Raw genomic sequence first — 20761 nt, 5'->3', positions numbered from 1 at the left:
CTTGCGGCCCGGCGATGGACCGATCAGCCGGCCAGGGCCTGCACGCTGCGTATGCCCAGCCAGGTCAGGAACAGCGATCCGCCGAGGTGGGCCGTTGCCGTGAGCAAGGCCACGCCCGGCCGGCCTTCGAGAAGCATGGTCATGACTTCGGCCGAGAAGCTCGAGAAGGTTGTGAGGCCGCCGAGAAAGCCCGTGACCAGTGCGAGCCGCCAGGCCGGATCGAGGTCGGGCAGCAGATGGAAAAAGGCAATGGCCATGCCGATGAGGTAGCCCCCGATCAGGTTGGCGGCCAGCGTGCCCCAGGGCATGAGCCCGCCCGCGCCGAACCAGAGCGCGAGGCCCCAGCGCGCCAGCGCGCCCACGGAGGCCCCCATGCAGATGGCAAGAATCGGAATCAGCATGGCCCTATTGTCGGGGCACGCCCGGTGCTGTTCATGGCGCCATCTGCTGCGGCAGCCAGGTGACCAGTTGCGGCACGAAGTAGATGATGAGCACGGCCGCCACCATCAGGAAGAACATCGGCAGCGTGACGCGGGCGATGTAGAGCAGGTCTTTTCCCGTCATGCCTTGCAGCACGAACAGGTTGAAACCCACAGGCGGCGTGATCTGCGCCATCTCGACCACCAGCACGATGAAGATGCCGAACCAGATCGGGTCGATGCCGGCAGCAGTGACCGTCGGCATGATGACGCCCATCGTGAGCACCACCATCGAGATGCCATCCAGGAAGCAGCCCAGCACGATGTAGAACGCCGCGAGCATCGCGATCAGCTGGAACTTCGAAAGCCCGAGCGACCCGATCCATTCGGCCAGGTGGCGCGGCAGGCCGATGTAGCCCATGGCGAGCGTGAGGAAGGCCGCGCCCGCGAGGATCAGCGCCATCATGCAGTAGAGCCGCGTGGCGCCGAGCAGTGCTTCCTTGAAGCTGTGCCAGTTCAGCGAGCCCTGCGCCCCCGAGATGACCATGGCGCCGACCACGCCCACGGCGGCCGCTTCGGTGGCGGTGGCAATGCCCGCGTAGATGGACCCGAGCACCGACAGGATCAGCAGCGCGACCGGGATCAGCGACAGCGAGGCCTTGAGCTTCTGAACAAAGGGCAGCTTCGCATCGGCCGGCGGAATGCGCTCGGGGTGGCGCAGCGCCCAGAACACGATGTAGCCCGAGAACAGCAGCGCAAGCAGGATGCCCGGGATCACGCCCGCAATGAACAGCCGGGCGATCGACACGTCGGCGCTCACGCCGTAGACGATCATGATGATCGATGGCGGGATCAGGAGGCCGAGCGTGCCGGCCCCGGCCAGCGTGCCGATGACCATGTCGTCGGGGTAGCCACGGCGCTTCAGTTCGGGCAGGCTCATCTTGCCGATGGTGGCGCAGGTGGCGGCGCTCGAGCCCGACACCGCCGCGAACACCGCGCAGCCCACCACGTTGGTGTGCAGCAGCCGGCCCGGCAGGCTTTGCATCCAGGGCGCGAGACCCTTGAACATGTCCTGCGAGAGCCGCGTGCGGAACAGGATCTCGCCCATCCAGATGAACAGCGGCAGCGCGGTGAGCGTCCAGCTCGACGCCGAGCCCCAGATGGTCACGGCCATGGCATCGCCCGCGGGGCGCGACGAGAAAATCTGCATGGCGATCCACGCCACGCCGGAAAGCGTGAGGCCGATCCACACGCCGCTGCCCAGGATCAGGAAGAGCGCGGCAATCAGCAGGCCCGCAACGGCAATGTCACTCATGGCGCAAGGCCTCCGTTTCGACCGGCCTGGCCGGCCTTCCGCGCCACTCGATCACGAACTCGTCGAAGGCCGCAATGGCGAACACCAGCGCACCCACGGCCATCGAGAGCTGCGGCAGCCACAGCGGCGTGGCGTCGTTGCCGGTGGAAATGTCGTGGAAGTCGTGCGACTGGAACACCAGTCGCGCGCTGTACCAGGCGAACAGCACCGCGAGCAGGGCGCCCGCGCCCATCGCCCAGCGTTCGAGCCAGCGCTGCGCCGCGGGCGGCAGATTCTGCAGCACCAGGGTCACGCGGATGTGCTCGCCGCGCTTGAGCGTGTGGGCGAGCGCAAGAAAACCGGCACCGGCCATCAGGTAGCCGGCATAGGCATCGATGCCCGGAACATTGAAATGGAGCTGCCGGCCCACGATGGAGAGCAGCACCATCACCAGCAGGCCGACCATGAAAAGCGCCGCCAGGGCGGCGGCGCTGTTGTAGAGGAAATCAAGCGTCTTTCGCATCGGGGGCTGTTCGGTGTTGCGTCACATCTTCTTGTATGCGTCGACCACCGCCTGGCCGTCGGGGCCGGCCTTCTCGAGCCACTCCTTGATCATGGTGTCGCCGACCTTCTTCATGTCGGCCTTGAGCGCAGCGGAGGGCACATGCACGGTCATGCCGTTCTTCTTGAGCAGATCCAGATATTCGACGTTCTTCTTCTTCGAGAGTTCCCAGCCGCGCTTCTCGGCATCGGCGGCGGCCTTCAGCACCGCGTCCTGCGTGGGCTTGTCGAGCGCGTCGAAGGCCTTCTTGTTCATGAGCACCGCATTCTTGGGCAGCCAGGCCTGCATGTCGTAGAAGTTCTTGATGTACTCGTAGGTCTTGGTGTCGTAGCCGGTCGAGCCAGATGACATGTACGACTCGATCACGCCCGTGGCCATGGCCTGCGACAGCTCGGCCTGCTGCACGGTGACCGGCTGCGCACCGACCAGTTCGCCGATGCGCGCGGTGGCGGGGCTGTAGGCGCGCCACTTCACGCCCTTGAGGTCGGCGGCCGAAGCGATTTCCTTCTTCACGAAGATGCCCTGCGGCGGCCAGGCCACCGTGTAGAGCAGCACGATGCCCTGTTCGGCCAGCTTCTTTTCGAGCGCAGGCTTCTGTGCCTGATAGAGCTTCCAGGCCGCGTCGTAGCTGTCGGCGAGGAAGGGAATGCCATCGGCGCCGAACATCTGCCATTCGTTCTGGTAGTTGACCAGCAGGATCTCGCCGAGCTGCGCCTGGCCGCCTTGCACGGCGCGCTTGATTTCGGGCGCCTTGAACAGCGAGGCGTTGGAATGCACCGTGATCTTGAGCTTGCCGCCGCTGCCCTTGTCGACATCGCTCGCGAACTGGGTGATGTTCTCGGTGTGGAAGTTGGTCGCCGGGTAGGCGGTGGGCAGGTCCCACTTGGTTTGCGCGAAGGCTGCGGCGCCGAGGGTGAGGCCAGCCAGGGCAATGCCGAACTTGTGATTCATGAGCGCTCCGGAACGTATGAAAGTGAAAACGAACGCGAGCATACGTGCAAATTCCGGGCCACTTCTGAGGCATTTCCCTGCCACGCGGCGTTGCGCAACGGTTGGGTTTCCTGCCGCAGCGCACACAAAAAACCGCCTTAGCGGCGGCTTTGACTGCGGGGTCGCAGCGGACCCCGAGGCGGTTCGATCAGGGCTTGGCAGGTTTTGCGTCGGTGGCCTTGGGCGCCTTGGCGACCTTGTCTGCCTTGGGGGCAGCGGGTGCTGTTGCCTGGCCGCCGAAGGCCTTGCCATTGACCGTGAGCCCTTCGGCCGACAGCTTCTCGGCCTTCTTTTCCTTCACGCCCTTGACGCGCTGCATGAAGTCGGGCCAGTCCTTGAACTCGCCTTCCTTGCGTGCGTCGAGGATGCGCTTGGACATGGCAGGGCCAACGCCCTTGATGCCGTCGAGATCGGCAGCCGTGCCCTTGTTGACATCGACAGCGGCGAACGAGACAACCGCGAACAGCATGGCCGCCATGGCCAGGATTTTCTTCAGCATGATTTTCAAACTCCCTGATTTGTTGATACGACAGTTCACCGGCGGAAGACGCCGGCTCGCGTTCAACGGTTCAGGGAAAGGCGCGTTGACGGCCCGGCAGCCCGCGGCGGCTGCGTTCACCATTGTTCCGAAACGTGTTCGGAATGTGGCTCAGAGCTCTTCGACGCGGCGCGGCGGATAGCTGTCCCAGGCCTGGCATCCGGGGCAGTGCCAGAAATGCTGGTGCGCCTCGAAGCCGCAGGCGGCGCAGCGGTAGCGCATCAGCGGCCGCGTGGCCTGGTCGAGCGCGCGCTGCACCTGCGGGTGGAACTGCTCGTGCTCGAAGCGCTCGCCGGCCAGCCAGCGCGAGGCGGCAACCAGCGAGGGCTGCTGGGCGAGATGCGCGATGTAGCCGTCGCGCGGAACGAGTGGCTGGCCGTTGGCCGCCGGAATCGCGCCGGTCGGCGAACCACCGAGTGCGATCAGCGCTTCGAGCACATCGATCGATGGCGACTCGGCATAGTGCCGCTGCAGCAGCGCGAGCGCTTCACCCTCGCGGTGTGCGGCCACCGCGGCCTGCTGCAGCGCAGCGGCATACAGCGGCAGGGCGAGCGGAGCGGTGCCGCTCAGCGCGGCAAGGGTGTCGAAGGCCTTGGCGCCGTCGCCATTGCGCAGCTGCAGCGTGGCGGAGTCGATGGCGGGGCGGGGTGCCTGAGGGGCCAGCGCCACCGCCTCGGAGAGCAGCCGGCCGGCCGCGGCCAGGTCGCCGGCCGCCACTTGTTCGGAGGCCTGCTCGCAAAGGTGGTGGGCCCGGCGCGTGCTGTAGCTGGCCTGGTCGGACTCGTCGAGCTTCTGCGCCACGGCGGCGGCCTGCGCCCATTCGCGCGAGCGCTCGTAGATGGCCAGGAGCGAAAGCCGCGCCTCGTTCTCGTAGCGCGTGCCCTCGAGTTTTTGCAGCGCGGCTTCGGCGCGATCGAGCAGCCCGGCGCGCAGGAAATCCTGCGCCAGCGCGTGCTGCGCGCGTTCGCGGTCGCTGCGGCTCAAGTCGCCGCGGCCCAGCAGATGCTCGTGCACGCGGACCGCACGCTGGTATTCGCCGCGCCGGCGAAACAGGTTGCCCAGGGCGAAGTGCAGTTCCTGCGTGTCGGGATCGTTCTGCACGGCCTCGATGAAGGCATCGATGGCCTGGTCCTGCTGTTCGTTGAGAAGAAAGTTGAGGCCGCGGAAATACGCCTTGGGGGCTTGCCGGTTCTCGAGCTTGAGTTGCCGGATGTCGAAGCGCGAGGCAAGCCAGCCCAGGACAAAGGCGACGGGCAGGCTGATCAGCAGCCAGCTGGGATCAAAGTCCATGTTGGCGTACGGTGGGGAGGTCGGTGGCGGAAATGGACGGCGGCGCCGCTGCCGGAGCAGGCGTGGAGGGCGCAGGAGCCGCGGCTTCGTCGCCGCGCGCGGCAGGAGCCTGCGCCGCTGCCGCACGGTGCTTCCACCATCCAGGCAGCATGCCCAGCGCACCGACCACCAGGCCACCGGCGAAAGCTGCGAGCACCACGAGCACCAGGGGTGCGCGCCAATGCGTGCCGAAGAAGAAATAGACGGTCGCGTCGTGCTGGTTGTTCAGCGCGAAAGCAAAAAGCGTAAAAAAAATGGCTGCCTTGAGCAGCCACAGGAGGTATTTCATAGCCGTTCCCGTTGCCGGGAGCATTCTACGTTTGCATCCATGCGATCAGGCCTTGCGGCCCTTGGCTTCCCTGGCGTCGAGCTCGGCGGTCTTGGCATCGACGGCCTCGCGCAGTGCCTTGCCGGGCTTGAAGTGCGGCACCCGCTTCTCGGGAATCTGAACGCTCTCGCCCGAACGCGGGTTGCGGCCGATGCGCGGCGGACGCCGGTTGACCGAGAAGCTGCCGAAACCGCGGATCTCGATGCGGTGCCCGCGCACCAGCGCGTCGCTCATCGCGTCGAGGATGGTCTTGACGGCGTATTCGGCATCGCGGTGCGTCAGCTGCGCAAAGCGCGCTGCGAGTTCTTCGACGAGGTCAGAGCGGGTCATAGGCCAAACGAAAACGTGGACGAAAAAAAAGACAGAGCGGCCCCAGGGCCGGCTCTGTCTTCGGACGGAGCTTACTTGCTGTCGTTGTTGTCGAGCTTGGCGCGCAGCAGGGCGCCCAGGCTCGTCGTGCCCGCGTTTTCGCGTGCCGACTGCTGGCTCAGGTTGGCCATGGCGCCTTGTTCGTCGACCATGTCCTTCTGCTTGATCGACAGCTGGATGTTGCGGGTCTTGCGATCCACGTTCAGCACGATGGCAGTGACTTCGTCGCCTTCCTTCAGCACGTTGCGGGCATCTTCCACGCGGTCGCGGGAGATTTCGCTGGCGCGCAGGTAGCCGAGGATGTCTTCGCCGAGGTCGATTTCAGCGCCGCGGGCATCAACCGTCTTGACCTTGCCGGTCACGATCTGGCCCTTGTCGTTCACGGTGGTGAAGGTGGTGAACGGGTCGCTGTCGAGCTGCTTGATGCCCAGGCTGATGCGCTCGCGGTCCACGTCCACGGCCAGCACGATCGCTTCGACTTCCTGGCCCTTCTTGTAGTTGCGAACGGCGGTTTCGCCGGCTTCGTTCCACGAGAGGTCCGAGAGGTGCACCAGGCCGTCGATGCCGGCAGCCAGGCCCACGAACACGCCGAAGTCGGTGATCGACTTGATCGGGCCCTTGACGCGGTCGCCGCGCTTGGTGTTCTGCGCGAACTCTTGCCACGGGTTGGCCTTGCACTGCTTCATGCCCAGGCTGATGCGGCGCTTGTCTTCGTCGATTTCGAGGACCATGACTTCGACTTCGTCGCCCAGCGAGACGATCTTGTTCGGAGCGATGTTCTTGTTGGTCCAGTCCATTTCGGAGACGTGCACCAGGCCTTCGATGCCGGGTTCGAGTTCGACGAACGCGCCGTAGTCGGCAATGTTCGTGACCTTGCCGAACAGGCGGGTCGATTGCGGGTAGCGGCGCGAAACACCCATCCACGGGTCGTCGCCCATTTGCTTCAGACCCAGCGAGACACGGTTCTTCTCGGTGTCGAACTTGAGGATCTTGGCGGTGATTTCCTGGCCGGCCTGAACGACTTCGCTCGGGTGGCGGACACGGCGCCATGCCATGTCGGTGATGTGCAGCAGGCCGTCGATGCCGCCGAGGTCGACGAACGCACCGTATTCGGTGATGTTCTTGACCACACCGCGCACGACTGCGCCTTCCTTCAGGGTTTCCATCAGCTTGGCGCGTTCTTCGCCCATGCTGGCTTCGACCACGGCACGGCGCGACAGCACGACGTTGTTGCGCTTGCGGTCGAGCTTGATGACCTTGAATTCGAGGGTCTTGTTCTCGTACGGGGTCAGGTCCTTGATCGGACGCGTGTCGATCAGCGAGCCCGGCAGGAATGCGCGGATGCCGTTGACGAGCACCGTGAGGCCGCCCTTGACCTTGCCGCTGGTGGTGCCGGTGACGAAGTCGCCGGATTCGAGCGCCTTCTCCAGGGCGAGCCACGAAGCGAGGCGCTTGGCGGTGTCGCGCGAGAGGATGGTGTCGCCGTAGCCGTTTTCAACGCTGCCGATGGCAACGGAAACGAAATCGCCGGCCTGGACTTCGAGTTCGCCCTTGTCGTTCTTGAACTCCTCGATCGGCACATACGCTTCGGACTTGAGGCCGGCGTTGACCACCACGTGGTTGTGTTCGACGCGCACGACTTCGGCCGTGATGACCTCGCCGGTGCGCATTTCGGAACGCTTCAGGGACTCTTCGAATAGGTCGGCAAAAGATTCAGACATTGATGGTTCCTTCCGTCAGGCAGGGTTGGCAGGCGCTATTGCGAAATTGCGTGCGGCTGCTGTAGGTCTGGAGACGGCGGTTTTGTGGGCGTGAGCCCGGGTTGGTTGAACAACCAGAAGGCCGGTGCGCTGTCGCGCGAAAAGAGCCTGCTGGAGCGGTATGCGCCACCCGGAACATCCGGTTGGCGCGAGCCTTTCAAGCGGGCTTGAAAGGCTGTACTTCAAACCGCTCAAGCGGGCTTGAACGGTTGCTTTTCCTGCCACCAGTTCAACACCGTATCGATCGATTGCTCGATGGACAGCTGGGAGTTGTCGAGATGGCGGGCATCCTGCGCCGGCTTGAGGGGAGCGACACTGCGGGACGAGTCCCTGGCGTCGCGTGCTTCCAAGTCGGAGCGAAGACTGTCGAGTGTAGTTGAAATACCCTTTGAAATCAACTGCTTATGCCGGCGTTCTGCCCTCTGGGCGGCGCTGGCCGTCAGGAAGACCTTGAGCGCCGCGTCGGGGAAGATCACGGTGCCCATGTCGCGGCCGTCGGCCACCAGGCCCGGGAGCCGCCGAAAACGCTGCTGCAGGGCCAGAAGCGCTGCGCGCACCGCGGGAAGCGTGGAGACGCGGGAGGCATCCATGCCGGCGGCTTCGGTGCGGATCTCGTCGCTCACGTCCTCGCCGGCCAGGAGCACCTTGCCTTCGGTGAAATGCAGGGGCAGGGCCGCCGCCAGGACGGCGATCTGGGCCTCGTGCTGCGCCTCGGCACTGAGCCCGGCTCGCCGCATGGCCAGGCCGGTCACGCGGTAGAGCGAGCCCGAATCCAGGTAGTGGTAGCCGAGCAGGCGCGCCACCTCGGCAGCGAGCGTGCCCTTGCCGGAAGCCGTCGGGCCGTCGATGCAGATCACCGGCACCTTGTGGGTGTCGGACACCGAGAACAGTGTCTCGAAGTAGTCCGGAAAGGTCTTGGCGACGCAGTGCGGCTCCAGAATGCGCACCGGCAAACCCGCCGGATTGAACGCGGCAAGCGAAAAGCACATGGCCACGCGATGGTCGTCGTAGGTGCGGATGCTTGCCGCCCGCCAGCCTGAGACCTCGAGTGGATAGACGCGGATGAAATCGGGGCCGGAGTCCACCGTGGCGCCGAGCTTCCTGAGTTCGTTGGCCATGGCGTCGATGCGGTCGGTTTCCTTGACCCGCCAGCTGGCGATGTTGCGCAGCGTACTGGGGCCGTCGGCATAGAGCGCCATCACGGCGAGCGTCATCGCGGCATCGGGGATGTGGTTGGCGTCGAGGTCGATGGCCTTGAGCGGCCAGGCGCCGCGGCGCACCTCGAGCCAGTTCGGCCCGCTGTCGACCTGCGCGCCCATTTGTTGCGCCGCGTCGATGAAGCGGATGTCGCCCTGGATCGAGTCGGCGCCCACGCCTTCGATCCGGATGCTGTCCTGGCCGGAAGCGCCTGTGGCAATCGCGCCCAGTGCGATGAAATAGCTGGCAGACGAGGCGTCGGCCTCGACGTGGATGTCGCCCGGCGAGCTGTAGCGGCTGCCCGCGGGAATGGTGAAGCGCTCCCAGCCCTCGCGCCGCACGGCAATGCCGAAGCGCGCCAGCAGGTTCAGCGTGATCTCGATGTAGGGCTTGGAGATCAGCTCGCCGACCACCTCGATCACGATGTCCTTGCGGGCGGCAAGCGGCAAGGCGAGGAGCAACGCGGTCAGGAATTGGCTCGAGACGTCACCGCGCACGCGGATCGGCGCATCGAGCACCAGCGCGCCGTGATCGACCGGGCGGATCCGCAGTGGCGGATAGCCGGGGTTGCCCAGATAGTCGATGCGGCAGCCGAGCTGGGTCAGCGCATCGACGAGGTCGCCGATCGGCCGCTCGTGCATGCGTGGCACGCCGCTCAGTTCGAAATCGCCGCCGAGCAGCGACAGTGCGGCCGTCAGCGGACGCATCGCGGTGCCCGCGTTGCCCAGAAAAAGCGGCAGCAAAGGCCCGTTGGACTTCAGCTGGCCGCCGATGCCGGTGATGCGCAGCGTGCTGCCCGCCGCATCGATGCCGCAGCCGAGCGCGCGCAATGCATCGAGCATCACGCGGGTGTCGTCGGAGTCGAGCAGGTCGTGGACCGTGGTGGTTCCGCTCGCCAGCGCGGCCAGCAGCAGCACGCGGTTCGAAATGCTCTTGGAGCCCGGCAGCCGCACGGTGCCCGAAGCCCCGGCCAGCGCAGGAATGTCGAGGAATGCCGTCGAGAACATGTCAGGAGTCCTGCGAGGCGTCGGTGTTGGGCTGCCAGGCGGCGCGGACCTTGCTGGCGGCGGCAATCGAATGCTCGAGCGCCTGGGCGTCGACAGTCGTGATCAGCGCCTCGAGGTCGAGCAGGGCCTTGCGGAATGCCTGCGATTGCAGCAGTACCTGCTCGCGGTTGGCGAGCAGCACGTCGCGCCACATGACCGGGTCGCTGGCCGCAATGCGCGAAAAATCGCGGAACCCAGGCCCTGCGAGGCTCAGGAAATGGTCGCCCTGCGGCTGCGTGATCAGCGCGTTGATGTAGGCAAAGGCCAGCAGATGCGGCAGATGGCTCACGGCCGCGAAGGCGCGGTCGTGCTCCTCGTGCGTCATGGTGACCACGTTGGCGCCAATGCCGCTCCAGATCTGCGAGGCGCGCTGCACGTTCGAGCGCAGCGTGGCCTTGACGGGGGTCAGCACGACCTTGCGGCCCGTGTAGAGCGAAGCCTCGGCATGCTCGATGCCGGACACTTCCTTGCCGGCGATCGGATGGGCCGGAACGAAGTTCGCAAAATGGTTCTGCAGTCCGTTGCGTGCGGCTTCGATCACGTCGCCCTTGGTCGAGCCCACGTCCATCACCAGCGTGTCGCTCGAAATGCCGTGGCGAATGGCCTTGAAGGTGGCCTCCGAGGCCGCCACCGGCACCGCCAGCAGCACGAGGTCGGAGCCCGAGACCGCCAGCAGCGCGGAAGGCGCCGCCACGTCGATCACGCCGAGCTGGCGCGCCCGCTCGGTGGTGGAGGGCGACTTGCTGTAGCCGACCACGCGTTTCACGAGCTTCGCGCGCTTGAGCGCGAGCGCGAAGGAGCCGCCCATGAGGCCGCAGCCGATCAATCCCAATTGCTCGAACATGGTGCTTGTCCGGCTCAGGCTTTGACGGGGTAGGCGCCCAGCACCTTGTAGAACGCGCAGAGGCCGCGAAGCTCTGCCAATGCCGCAGCCACGTTGGGCTGCGAGGGATGGCCGTCCAGGTCGATGTAGAAGTAGTACTCCCACTGGCCGGTGCGCGCAGGGCGCGACTCGAAGCGGGTCATGGAGACGTTGTTGACCTTCAGCGGCACCAGCAGGTCGTGCACGGCGCCGGGACGGTTGGGCACGGAGACGATCAGGCTCGTGCAGTCGCGTCCCGAGGCCGGCGGCATGGCCAGCGTCTGCGGCAGGCAGATCACGGAGAAGCGGGTGCGGTTGTACGAGTCGTCCTGGATCGCGTGCGCCACGATGTGCAGGCCGAAGCGGGTGGCGGCGCGTTCGCCGGCCAGCGCGGCCCAGGCCGGGTTGGTGGCCGCGAGCCGCGCGCCTTCGGCATTGCTCGAAACCGCACGCCGCTCGGCGTTGGGCAGGTGCTTCGACAGCCAGGTCTGGCACTGCGCCAGCGCTTGCGGGTGGGCCAGCACGGCCTCGACGCCATCGAGCGTGTTGCTGCTGCGCAGCAGATGGTGGCGCACCAGCAGGCTGACCTCGCCGACCACATGGGTTGGCGAATGCAGGAACAGGTCGAGCGAACGAGTGACCACGCCTTCGGTCGAGTTTTCGACGCCCACCACGCCGTACTGGGCGCTGCCGGCTGCCGTGGCGTGAAACACCTCGTCGAAGCTGGCGCAATAGATCAGGTCGGCGGCGCCGCCGAAGTATTCGATGGCAGCCTGTTCGCAGAAGGTGCCCTCGGGGCCCAGCACGGCCACGCGCTGCGGCGATTCGAGCGCCAGGCAGGCCGACATGATTTCGCGCCAGATGGCGGCCACGTGCAGGTCCTTGAGCGGGCCCGCATTGCTCTTTTGCATCTTCTCGATGACCTGGGCCACGCGATCGGGGCGGAAGTAGGGGGTGCCTTCACGCTTCTTGACCTCGCCCACCAGCTCTGCCACATGGGCCCGCTCATTGAGCAGGCCGAGCAGTTGCTGGTCGAGCGAGTCGATCTGCACGCGCAGATCGGCAAGGCTTTCGGAGTTGTCGGGAGAGAAGGGCGGTGTTGGAGCGGAGGCGGTCATCGGTGCGAGCAGCTGGGCATGCGCCTAGGCATGCGATCGCTCGAATTCTCGCATGTAGCTCACGAGTGCCTGTACGCCTTCCAGCGGCATGGCGTTGTAGATGCTCGCGCGCATGCCGCCGACCGACTTGTGGCCCTTGAGCTGCAGCAGGCCGGCCTCGCGCGCACCGGCCAGGAAGGCGTCGTTGCGGCTCTCGTCCACCAGGAAGAACGGCACGTTCATGCGCGAACGGCAGCCCGGGTCGATCTTGTTGAGGTAGAACGAAGAGGTGTCGATGAAGTCGTACAGCAGCTTCGCCTTCGCGATGTTGCGCTGTTCCATGGCGGCCACGCCTGTGAGCGCGCCTTCTTTCTGCTGCAGCAGCCACTGGAACGTGAGCCCCGCCATGTAGATGCCCCAGGTTGGCGGGGTGTTGTACATGGACTTGTTGTCGGCCACGATCTTGTAGTTGAACGCGCTCGGGCAGATCTCGAGCGCATGTCCGAGCAGGTCGTCCCGCACGATCACGAGCGTGAGGCCGGCCGGCCCGAGGTTCTTCTGCGCGCCGCCGAAGGCAAGGCCGACACGGCGCCAGTCGACGCTGCGCGAGGCCACGTGCGACGAAAAGTCGATCACCAGCGGCGCATTGCTGCCAAGGGCCGCGAGGTCGGGCAGTTGCTGGAACTCGATGCCGTTGATGGTCTCGTTGGTGCACAGGTGCACGTACGAGGCATCCTTGGCCAGTTGCCACGTAGAAGGATCGGGCAGCCGCGTGTGATGGTCGCCGGCGTTGCTGGCGGCGATGTTCGCCGTGCAGTAGCGCTGCGCTTCCTTCTGCGACTTGATGCTCCAGCTGCCGGTGATGACGAAGTCGGCGGCTTTGCCGCGCGACAGGTTCATCGGCACGATGGCGTTCTCGCCGAGGCCGCCACCCTGCATGAAGAGAATGTGGAAATTCTCGGGCACGGCCAGCAGCGTGCGGATGTCGGCTTCGGCCTGGGTGCAGATCGCGCCGAATTCCTTGCCGCGATGGCTCATTTCCATCACGCTCATTCCGCTGCCCTGCCAGTCGAGCATTTCAGAGGCGGCGCGTTGCAGCACCGCCTCCGGCATGGCAGCCGGACCGGCGGAAAAATTGTACGGGCGCGTGCCGGCGGGCTGGGGCTGCTGCTGAGTCACGTCACTTCTTGGCAGGAGCCTTGGCCGGTGCCTTGGCGGGAGCGGCGCCTTGCGAGCCGCCGGTCGGGGCGCCCAGGGCCTTGGCGACGTTCTCGTCGAGCGCGCGCATCTTCGGCTCGATGGTGGCGCGCGTGTCGGTCACGAGCTTTTCGGTCAGCGCGGTCTGCATCTTCGGATTGAGGTCCTGGTACTTCTTGCTGAGCGGCGAGTTGATCCAGGCCAGCAGTTGCTTGAGTTCTTCTTCGCTGAAGTTCTGCTCGAGCAGCGGGGTCAGGGCGCCGGGTGCCAGCTGCACGGCCTTGTCGCGCACGATCGGGTAGGCGTCGTCGAAGTACTTCTTGAGCTCGGCGTCGGCAGCCTTGGCGGCCGATTCGCGCTTGGCCTCAGGCACTTGCGTCTGCAGGTATTGCGAGCCTGCCTGCGCAATCGGAGCGCTCGATTGCTCGACCAGGCCGCGGGCCAGCGACTCGATGCCGGGGCGCTGCACATCGATGAACTGCTTGATGAGCGCGGCCTTGTCCTGGGCCATGGCGGCCATCGAGCTGGCGGCCAGGGCGGCGGTCAGAAGTGCGAGCTTGAATTTTTTCACTGAGGGTTCTCCGTTGAAGATGAGGAAGTATCGTCCGCGCCAAGCTCGCTCTCGCCGTTGGCGTCGTTTTCGACAATGCGTTGTAGACCGCTGAGTTTGGCGCCTTCGTCGAGCCCGATCAGCGTAACGCCTTGCGTTGCGCGACCCAGTTCACGAATCTCGGCTACCCGGGTGCGCACGAGCACGCCCTTGTCGGTGATGAGCATGATCTCATCGTCCGCATGCACGAGGGTGGCGGCAACGACCTTGCCGTTGCGCTCACTCTGTTGAATCGCAATCATGCCTTTGGTTCCGCGGCCGTGACGCGTGTACTCGGTAATGCTTGTGCGCTTTCCGTAACCATTTTCCGTGGCGGTGAGCACGCTTTGCTGTTCGTCCTCGGCCACCAGCATCGCAATGACGCCTTGTCCCGGGTCGAGCGACATGCCGCGCACACCGCGCGCATTGCGGCCGAGCGGACGCACGTCTTCCTCGTCGAAGCGCACGGCCTTGCCGCCGTCGCTGAACAGCATCACGTCGTGCTTGCCGTCGGTGAGGGCGGCGCCGATGAGGTAGTCGCCCTCGTCGAGGTTCACGGCAATGATGCCGCCCTTGCGCGGGTTGTTGAATTCATCGAGCGTGGTCTTCTTGACCGTGCCCATGGAGGTGGCCATGAACACGTACTGGTCGGCCGGGAAGTTGCGCTTCTCGCCGGTCAGGGCGAGCGCCACGTTGATCTTTTCGCCTTCCTGCAGCGGGAACATGTTGACGATGGGGCGGCCGCGCGAGCCGCGCGAACCCGCCGGCACTTCCCACACCTTGAGCCAGTACAGCCGGCCGCGATTGGAGAAGCACAGGATGTAGTCGTGCGTATTGGCAATGAAGAGCTGGTCGATCCAGTCGTCTTCCTTGGTGACGGTGGCCTGCTTGCCGCGTCCGCCGCGCTTTTGCGCGCGGTATTCGCCCAGCGGCTGGCTCTTGATGTAGCCGCTGTGCGAGAGCGTCACCACCATGTCGGTGGGCGTGATCAGGTCTTCGGTCGAGAGGTCGAAGGCGCTGTGCTCCACCAGGCTGCGGCGCGCGCCGAGCTTCGACTGGCCGAACTCGTGCTTGATGGTGCCGAGCTCATCGCCAATGATGACCGAGACGCGCTCGGGCTTGGACAGGATGTCGAGCAGGTCGTCGATCTCGGCCATGACTTCCTTGTACTCGGCCACGATCTTGTCCTGCTCGAGGCCGGTCAGGCGCTGCAGGCGCATCTGCAGGATTTCTTGCGCCTGCGTCTCCGACAGGCGGTAGAGGCCGTCCGAACCCATGCCGAACTCGCGCTCCAGGCCCTCGGGACGGTAGTCGTCGGCATTGACCACGCCGCCGTCGGCGCGGGAGCGCGTCAGCATCTCGCGCACCAGCTTGCTGTCCCAGCTGCGGGTCATGAGCTCGGCCTTGGCGACCGGCGGAGTGGGCGACTCGCGGATGATGCGGATGAACTCGTCGATGTTGGCCAGCGCCACCGCCAGGCCTTCGAGCACATGGCCGCGTTCGCGCGCCTTGCGCAGCGTGAAAACGGTGCGGCGCGTGACCACTTCGCGGCGGTGCTGCAGGAAGACCTCGATCAGCTCCTTCAGGTTGCACAGCTTGGGCTGGCCGTCGACCAGCGCCACCATGTTGATGCCGAAGGTGTCCTGCAGCTGGGTCTGCTTGTAGAGGTTGTTGAGCACCACCTCCGGCACTTCGCCGCGCTTGAGCTCGATCACCAGGCGCATGCCCGACTTGTCGGACTCGTCCTGGATGTGGCTGATGCCTTCGATCTTCTTCTCGTGCACCAGTTCGGCCATGCGCTCCTGCAGCGTCTTCTTGTTGACCTGGTAGGGGAGCTCGTCGACGATGATCGCCTGGCGCTGGCCGCGGTCGATGTCCTCGAAGTGGCACTTGGCGCGCATCACGACCTTGCCGCGGCCGGTGCGGTAGCCGTCCCGCACGCCATTGATGCCGTAAATGATGCCGGCGGTCGGGAAGTCGGGCGCCGGCACGATTTCCATCAACTCGTCGATGGTGGCCTGCGGATTGCGCAGCATGTGCAGGCAGGCGTCCACCACCTCATTGAGATTGTGCGGCGGAATATTGGTGGCCATGCCCACCGCAATACCGCCGGAGCCATTCACCAGCAAATTGGGCAGTTTGCTTGGAAGGACCTTCGGTTCTTTTTCGGAGCCGTCGTAATTGTCTTGAAAATCGACCGTTTCCTTGTCGATATCGGCCAGCATTTCGTGCGCAATTTTGGCCAGCCGGATTTCCGTATACCGCATTGCGGCCGCATTGTCTCCGTCGACCGAACCGAAGTTGCCTTGGCCGTCGACCAGCATATGGCGCATGGAAAAGTCCTGCGCCAGCCGCACGATGGTGTCGTAGACGGATTGATCGCCGTGCGGGTGGTACTTGCCGATCACGTCGCCCACGATGCGGGCGGATTTCTTGTAGGCCCGGTTCCAGTCGTTGTTGAGCTCGTGCATGGCAAACAGCACGCGCCGGTGCACCGGCTTGAGGCCGTCGCGCGCATCGGGAAGCGCCCGGCCCACGATCACGCTCATGGCGTAATCGAGATAGCTGCTGCGCATTTCCTCTTCGAGACTGATGGGCAGGGTTTCTTTGGCGAAGGAGGTCATTGAGCAAGAGGCTGGCGGCAGGAAGGCGAAATTTTACGCTGTGAGGGGTGTCGCACCGCCGCAACACAAGGCGGCTATTCCGCCTCCGTCCTACGCTTCCGGGGTGTCCAGCGGCCTGTTTGCCAAAGACCCTATGGCACAATCGCCTCAACGTTTTGGGTGGTGGTCACTTAAAGCGTCCTTGATTCGCAGCGCGGCTGCGGCTTTTTCCCCAAGAGGAGAACCATGAAGAAACTGAATAAAGTGGCGATGATGTTTGCAGTCGCTGCGCTCGCCACTGCCGCCGGCGCGCAGACCCGTGTCACCGCTGCAGACGGCGGTCCTACGATCGACAACTGGCAAAATGGCACCGGCGAACTGGTTTGGAAGAACGGCACGAACGAACTGTGCTGGCGCGATGCCAACTGGACGCCGGCTACTGCCGCCGCCGGTTGCGACGGTGCTCTGGTTCCGGCTCCTGCCGTTACGCCTCCTGCCGCGGTAACCCCGCCTGCTGCTGTCGCACCGCCGGCCGTGGCTGCTTCGAAGGTCACCTTCGCTGCTGATGCATTCTTCGACTTCGACAAGTCGGTTCTCAAGCCCGAAGGTCGCGCAAAGCTGACCGACCTGGTTTCGAAGATCCGCGACGTCAACCTCGAAGTGATCATCGCCGTGGGCCACACCGACTCGATCGGTTCGGACGCCTACAACCAGCGTCTGTCGGTGCGCCGCGCCGAAGCCGTCAAGGCCTTCCTGGTCTCGAAGGGCATCGAACGCAACCGCGTCTACACCGAAGGCAAGGGCGAGAAGCAGCCTGTTGCGGACAACCGCACCAAGGAAGGCCGCGCCAAGAACCGTCGCGTGGAAATCGAAGTGGTCGGCACCCGCGCCACCCGCTGATTCGATTGAATCGCTAAAAGAAAACCCCGCTTCGGCGGGGTTTTTTTATGCCTGCCGAATTCGTTCCGGCGCGGCTCGAGTGCCCGCCGGCGTTCGCGGGCGCATTCTCCGTTTCATAATCGTGGCATGACAGATCACGTGAATGCCGATCCGGCGGAACTCGCCAAGTTTTCGGAGCTTGCCCATCGCTGGTGGGATTTGGACAGCGAATTCCGCCCGCTCCATGAAATCAATCCATTGCGTCTGGAATGGATCGACGGTATTGCACCGATTTCGCAGCGCCGCGTCCTTGATATAGGTTGCGGCGGCGGCATTCTGGCCGATTCGATGGCCCGAAAAGGCGCGGACGTGCTCGGAATCGATCTGGCGAGCAAGGCGCTCAAGGTGGCGCGCCTGCATGCGCTCGAAGCCGAAACCCAGGGCGTCAAGTACCGGGAGATCAGCGCGGAGGCGCTGGCCGCGGAGCAGCCGGGCAGTTTCGACGTCGTCACCTGCATGGAAATGCTCGAGCATGTGCCCGAGCCCGCTTCGATCGTCCAGGCCTGTGCCACGCTCGTCAAGCCGGGCGGCTGGGTGTTCTTTTCCACGATCAACCGCAACCTGAAGTCGTTCATGCTCGCGATCGTCGGTGCCGAATACGTGCTGGGCATGCTGCCGCGGGGCACGCACGAATACGCAAAACTGCTGCGCCCCAGCGAACTGGCAGCCTATTGCCGTGCCGCCGGCCTCGACCTGCGGCACACGCGCGGCATGGAGCACAACCCGCTGACGCGGCGGTACTGGCTCAGCGCCGACACCAGCGTCAACTATATGTTCGCCACGCAGAAGCCTGGCTCGACGGGTTCGCCAACATGACGGCGGCTGCAATTCAGGCCGTGCTGTTCGATCTGGACGGCACGTTGATCGACAGCGCACCCGATCTCGGCGCCGCAGCCGACAAGATGCGCACCGATCGCGGCCTCGAGCCGTACCCCCTGGAGCGCTATCGGTTCATGGCAGGGGCCGGCGCACGGGGCATGCTCGGCGTGGCCTTCGGCATCACGCCCGAGGCGCCGGAGTTTCCTGAACTGAGGGAAGAGTTCTTCGTTGCCTACGAAAACCGCATGCTGCTCAACACACAGGTGTTCGACGGGGTGCAATCGCTCATCGATGCCATCCGTGCGCGCGGGCTGGCCTGGGGCGTGGTCACCAACAAGTCGGCACGCTTTACCGATCCGCTGACGCGCGCCATTCCGCTTTTCAGCAGTGCCGGCGCGATCGTGAGCGGCGACACCACGCCGTATGCCAAGCCACACCCCGAGCCGTTGCATGAAGCGGCACGCCGGCTTGGAATTCCATCGAGCGCCTGCATCTACGTGGGAGACGACGAACGCGACATCATCGCGGGCCGGGCCGCCGGCATGCGGACCATTGCGGCTACCTATGGTTACATGGGGCCCCAGGCCGACGCCACGCTCTGGGAGGCCGACGCCGCAATTACTTCGCCCCTGGGGCTCTTGCAGTTTCTCAACTCGGCCTAAAATGATGTGCTTGGGGCTGCACTGGTTTCGACGTGGGTTCGGAGTCGCAGCGGGGCATGTCGAGCTGAATGCGCTCGTAAAACAGATTCAAACAAACTAACTGCAAACGACGAACGTTTCGCACTCGCTGCTTAATTGCCAGTGAGCCTTGCAACAGTTGGCCGATGGGCTGGGCAAGGGGGTCTGGAGCAATCCTGACCTCCCGGCTGCAAGGATAATTACATGGGCTGGCTCCGATCCGGGTACCTTGGGTCGGGGCGAGAAAATAGGGTGCTGGCGTCCGGTTTAGCGTGTGACTGCGCGACTCCGGAAGCGAGACTCAAATCAGATCACTAAACATGTAGAACTGCGCGATGAAGGCTTGCGGACGGGGGTTCAAATCCCCCCAGCTCCACCATCCATCACAAAAAGCCAACCTTCAACAGGTTGGCTTTTTTTTGCCCGGGCGCAAGGCTATAGTCGGCGGGGACTGTCACACCATGGCTCTGCCCGCCTCTTCGCAGAGGGTGTCGCTGCCTGCATCGATTCCAAAAAAGGACGCCGTGCCCGATTCACTGACTTCGACGCTCACGAGCTACTACGACGCGGTGCCCTATGAGTCACACCCGTTCCCGCAAACCGCCGTCGAGCACCTGGAGGCCATTGCCTTTCTGTTCGGCCTCGAGGCGCCGCCCCCGTCCACGGCGCGCATACTGGAACTCGGCTGCGCGGCCGGCGGCAACCTGATTCCGTTTGCGGCGCGCCACCCAGAAGCGAGCGCCTTGGGCCTCGATCTGTCGCCGGTGCAGGTCGAGCAGGGCCGCGAGGCCATCGCGCGCGCCGGGCTGCCGAATGTAGAACTGCGGGCGTTCGACCTGGCGCAGGTCGATGCATCGTTCGGCCAGTTCGACTACATCATCTGCCACGGGGTCTACAGCTGGGTGCCTGGGCCTGTGCAAGAGGCAATCTTGCGCGTGTGCTCGGAGAATCTTGCACCCGATGGCGTCGCCTATGTCAGCTACAACGTGTATCCGGGCTGGAAGGCGAGGGAGATCGTGCGCGATGCGATGGTCCTGCGCGGCGGCCCGCGCGACACGCCGGAGGAAAAGCTGTCCTATGCGCGCGGCATGCTCGAATTCCTCGAGCAGTCGGCCCGCCCCGGCAGCGTGCTCGAGAAAACGCTCGAAGAAACGATGCCCATCGTGCGCGGTGCCAACGGCTCCTACCTGCTGCACGAGTTCCTCGAGCCCTGCAACGCACCCTGCTACTTCAAGGAGTTCGTGGCGCGCGCCGAGGCGAATGGGCTCAGCTACCTGGCAGAGGCGGAGCCATCGACGATGTTCGTCCAGAACTACGGCGAGAAGGTTCGCGAGCCGCTGCTGCGCGAGTGCGGCGGCAGCCAGCTCCTGATGGAGCAGTATCTGGACTTCCTGGTCAATCGCACCTTCCGCCAGACGCTGCTCGTGAAACAGGGCCGGGCCGGGGACATCCGCTACCGGCTCGACCCGGCCCGCATTCGCGGTTTCGAGTTTGCCGGCGTGTTTGCGGCGGCAGACGGCAGTGCGTTGACGCTCGACGCGCGCGAGCAGCCGTGCAATGCGCTGCGCAACCTGACGGTGACGCTGCGGCAACCGGTGCACAAGGCCCTGGCGCAGGTGCTCGATGCGCACTACCCGGCCAGCGTCTCGTTCGAGGGGCTCGTTGCCGCCGTACTCGCGCTGCTGGGCGGGCCGCGTTGGTCGGTCGAGCCGGTGGCGCTGTCGATGCTCGAAGAACTGGTGATCCTCGGCGCCGTGCGCGTCCGGCGCGCGCCGGTGCACGCCGCCGCGGAGGTGTCCGCCATGCCGCGGGCGCTGCCGTCGGTGCGCAGTGCGCCCGGCCTGGCGTTGTCGGCCGGAAGCTCTGCGAACGTCTGCAACCAGTGGCACGAACCCGTGGGGCTTTCCGCGCTCGAGCGCTGCCTGTTGCCGCTGCTCGACGGCGCGCATTCGCAGGGCATGCTGGCCGACCACCTTGCGGACGAAGTGGGCGCTGGCCGCCTGCGCTTTATCCAGAACGACAAACCGCTGACCGATCCATCGGTCTTGAAGGAATTCGCACTCCAGCAGGTGGTGCTTGGCGTGGCGGGCTTGCGGCGCAAGGCGCTGCTCGTCGCGTGACCGTTACCGTTCCCATCGAACTC

General features: G+C 65.0%; 19 protein-coding genes and 1 other RNA gene. 5 read left to right on the top strand and 15 right to left on the bottom strand.

Translation table 11 applies throughout. The features are described from left to right. Positions 1–23: 23 nt before the first annotated feature. The 15 genes from crcB to gyrA form a co-directional block, all read right to left on the bottom strand. The gene (gene crcB / locus QFZ47_RS05080; RefSeq protein WP_307654611.1) at positions 24–401 is read right to left on the bottom strand and encodes a fluoride efflux transporter CrcB; all 378 of its coding nucleotides are present in this window, start codon (positions 399–401) and stop codon (positions 24–26) included. A gap of 31 nt (positions 402–432) precedes the next feature. Continuing rightward, positions 433–1734 carry a TRAP transporter large permease gene (locus QFZ47_RS05075; RefSeq protein WP_307654610.1) on the bottom strand — a complete coding sequence of 434 codons (1302 nt, stop codon included), beginning with the start codon at positions 1732–1734 and terminating at the stop codon, positions 433–435. Then, positions 1727–2236 carry a TRAP transporter small permease gene (locus QFZ47_RS05070; protein ID WP_307654609.1) on the bottom strand — a complete coding sequence of 170 codons (510 nt, stop codon included), beginning with the start codon at positions 2234–2236 and terminating at the stop codon, positions 1727–1729. Before QFZ47_RS05070 ends, QFZ47_RS05075 begins: the two co-directional genes overlap by 8 nt. Positions 2237–2257: 21 nt before the next feature. Beyond that, on the bottom strand, positions 2258–3226 hold the full coding sequence (locus tag QFZ47_RS05065; protein WP_307654608.1) for a TRAP transporter substrate-binding protein: 969 nt from the start codon (positions 3224–3226) through the stop codon (positions 2258–2260). Positions 3227–3413: 187 nt separating this feature from the next. Then, positions 3414–3764 carry a ComEA family DNA-binding protein gene (locus QFZ47_RS05060; RefSeq protein WP_307654607.1) on the bottom strand — a complete coding sequence of 117 codons (351 nt, stop codon included), beginning with the start codon at positions 3762–3764 and terminating at the stop codon, positions 3414–3416. A 150-nt stretch (positions 3765–3914) separates the two neighbouring features. Further along, entirely contained in the window at positions 3915–5093 is a 1179-nt protein-coding gene (gene lapB, locus QFZ47_RS05055) for a lipopolysaccharide assembly protein LapB (protein ID WP_307654606.1), read from the bottom strand. Further along, positions 5083–5421: a LapA family protein gene (locus tag QFZ47_RS05050; RefSeq protein WP_307658886.1), complete on the bottom strand. Its 339-nt coding sequence runs from the start codon at positions 5419–5421 to the stop codon at positions 5083–5085. Before QFZ47_RS05050 ends, lapB begins: the two co-directional genes overlap by 11 nt. A gap of 45 nt (positions 5422–5466) precedes the next feature. Then, the gene (locus tag QFZ47_RS05045; RefSeq protein WP_307654605.1) at positions 5467–5790 is read right to left on the bottom strand and encodes an integration host factor subunit beta; all 324 of its coding nucleotides are present in this window, start codon (positions 5788–5790) and stop codon (positions 5467–5469) included. Positions 5791–5861: 71 nt separating this feature from the next. Next, complete coding sequence (rpsA, locus tag QFZ47_RS05040; RefSeq protein WP_281149803.1) at positions 5862–7550, bottom strand: 30S ribosomal protein S1; 1689 nt, start codon at positions 7548–7550, stop codon at positions 5862–5864. A gap of 230 nt (positions 7551–7780) precedes the next feature. Continuing rightward, positions 7781–9793: a bifunctional 3-phosphoshikimate 1-carboxyvinyltransferase/cytidylate kinase gene (locus QFZ47_RS05035; protein ID WP_307654604.1), complete on the bottom strand. Its 2013-nt coding sequence runs from the start codon at positions 9791–9793 to the stop codon at positions 7781–7783. A 1-nt stretch (position 9794) separates the two neighbouring features. Beyond that, entirely contained in the window at positions 9795–10676 is an 882-nt protein-coding gene (locus QFZ47_RS05030) for a prephenate dehydrogenase (RefSeq protein WP_307654603.1), read from the bottom strand. Positions 10677–10690: 14 nt separating this feature from the next. Beyond that, a complete protein-coding gene (pheA, locus tag QFZ47_RS05025; protein ID WP_307654602.1) occupies positions 10691–11812 on the bottom strand; it encodes a prephenate dehydratase in 1122 nt (373 codons plus the stop codon). Positions 11813–11836: 24 nt separating this feature from the next. After that, entirely contained in the window at positions 11837–12970 is a 1134-nt protein-coding gene (gene serC / locus QFZ47_RS05020; protein WP_307654601.1) for a 3-phosphoserine/phosphohydroxythreonine transaminase, read from the bottom strand. Position 12971: 1 nt separating this feature from the next. Continuing rightward, positions 12972–13559, bottom strand: a complete 588-nt coding sequence (locus QFZ47_RS05015) for a DUF2059 domain-containing protein (protein ID WP_307654600.1) — start codon at positions 13557–13559, stop codon at positions 12972–12974. After that, positions 13556–16201 carry a DNA gyrase subunit A gene (gyrA, locus tag QFZ47_RS05010; RefSeq protein ID WP_307654599.1) on the bottom strand — a complete coding sequence of 882 codons (2646 nt, stop codon included), beginning with the start codon at positions 16199–16201 and terminating at the stop codon, positions 13556–13558. Before gyrA ends, QFZ47_RS05015 begins: the two co-directional genes overlap by 4 nt. 225 nt (positions 16202–16426) lie before the next feature. Between gyrA and ompA the strand changes: the two genes are divergently transcribed. From ompA to QFZ47_RS04985, 5 genes are all read left to right on the top strand, one after another. Then, entirely contained in the window at positions 16427–17080 is a 654-nt protein-coding gene (gene ompA / locus QFZ47_RS05005; RefSeq protein ID WP_307654598.1) for an outer membrane protein OmpA, read from the top strand. Positions 17081–17206: 126 nt separating this feature from the next. Then, entirely contained in the window at positions 17207–17935 is a 729-nt protein-coding gene (gene ubiG, locus QFZ47_RS05000; RefSeq protein WP_307654597.1) for a bifunctional 2-polyprenyl-6-hydroxyphenol methylase/3-demethylubiquinol 3-O-methyltransferase UbiG, read from the top strand. After that, complete coding sequence (locus tag QFZ47_RS04995) at positions 17932–18600, top strand: HAD-IA family hydrolase (RefSeq protein ID WP_307654596.1); 669 nt, start codon at positions 17932–17934, stop codon at positions 18598–18600. Before ubiG ends, QFZ47_RS04995 begins: the two co-directional genes overlap by 4 nt. Before the next feature lie 12 nt (positions 18601–18612). After that, positions 18613–18997, top strand: a transfer-messenger RNA (tmRNA) gene (gene ssrA, locus QFZ47_RS04990). Between the two features lie 145 nt (positions 18998–19142). After that, positions 19143–20738, top strand: coding sequence for a methyltransferase regulatory domain-containing protein (locus QFZ47_RS04985; protein ID WP_307654595.1), 1596 nt, complete (start codon positions 19143–19145; stop codon positions 20736–20738). Positions 20739–20761: the final 23 nt, after the last annotated feature.

Origin of the sequence: Variovorax paradoxus, assembly GCF_030815975.1 — a bacterium.
Lineage (GTDB): Bacteria > Pseudomonadota > Gammaproteobacteria > Burkholderiales > Burkholderiaceae_C > Variovorax > Variovorax paradoxus_N.
This window is presented reverse-complemented; position numbering and strand designations above follow the sequence as displayed.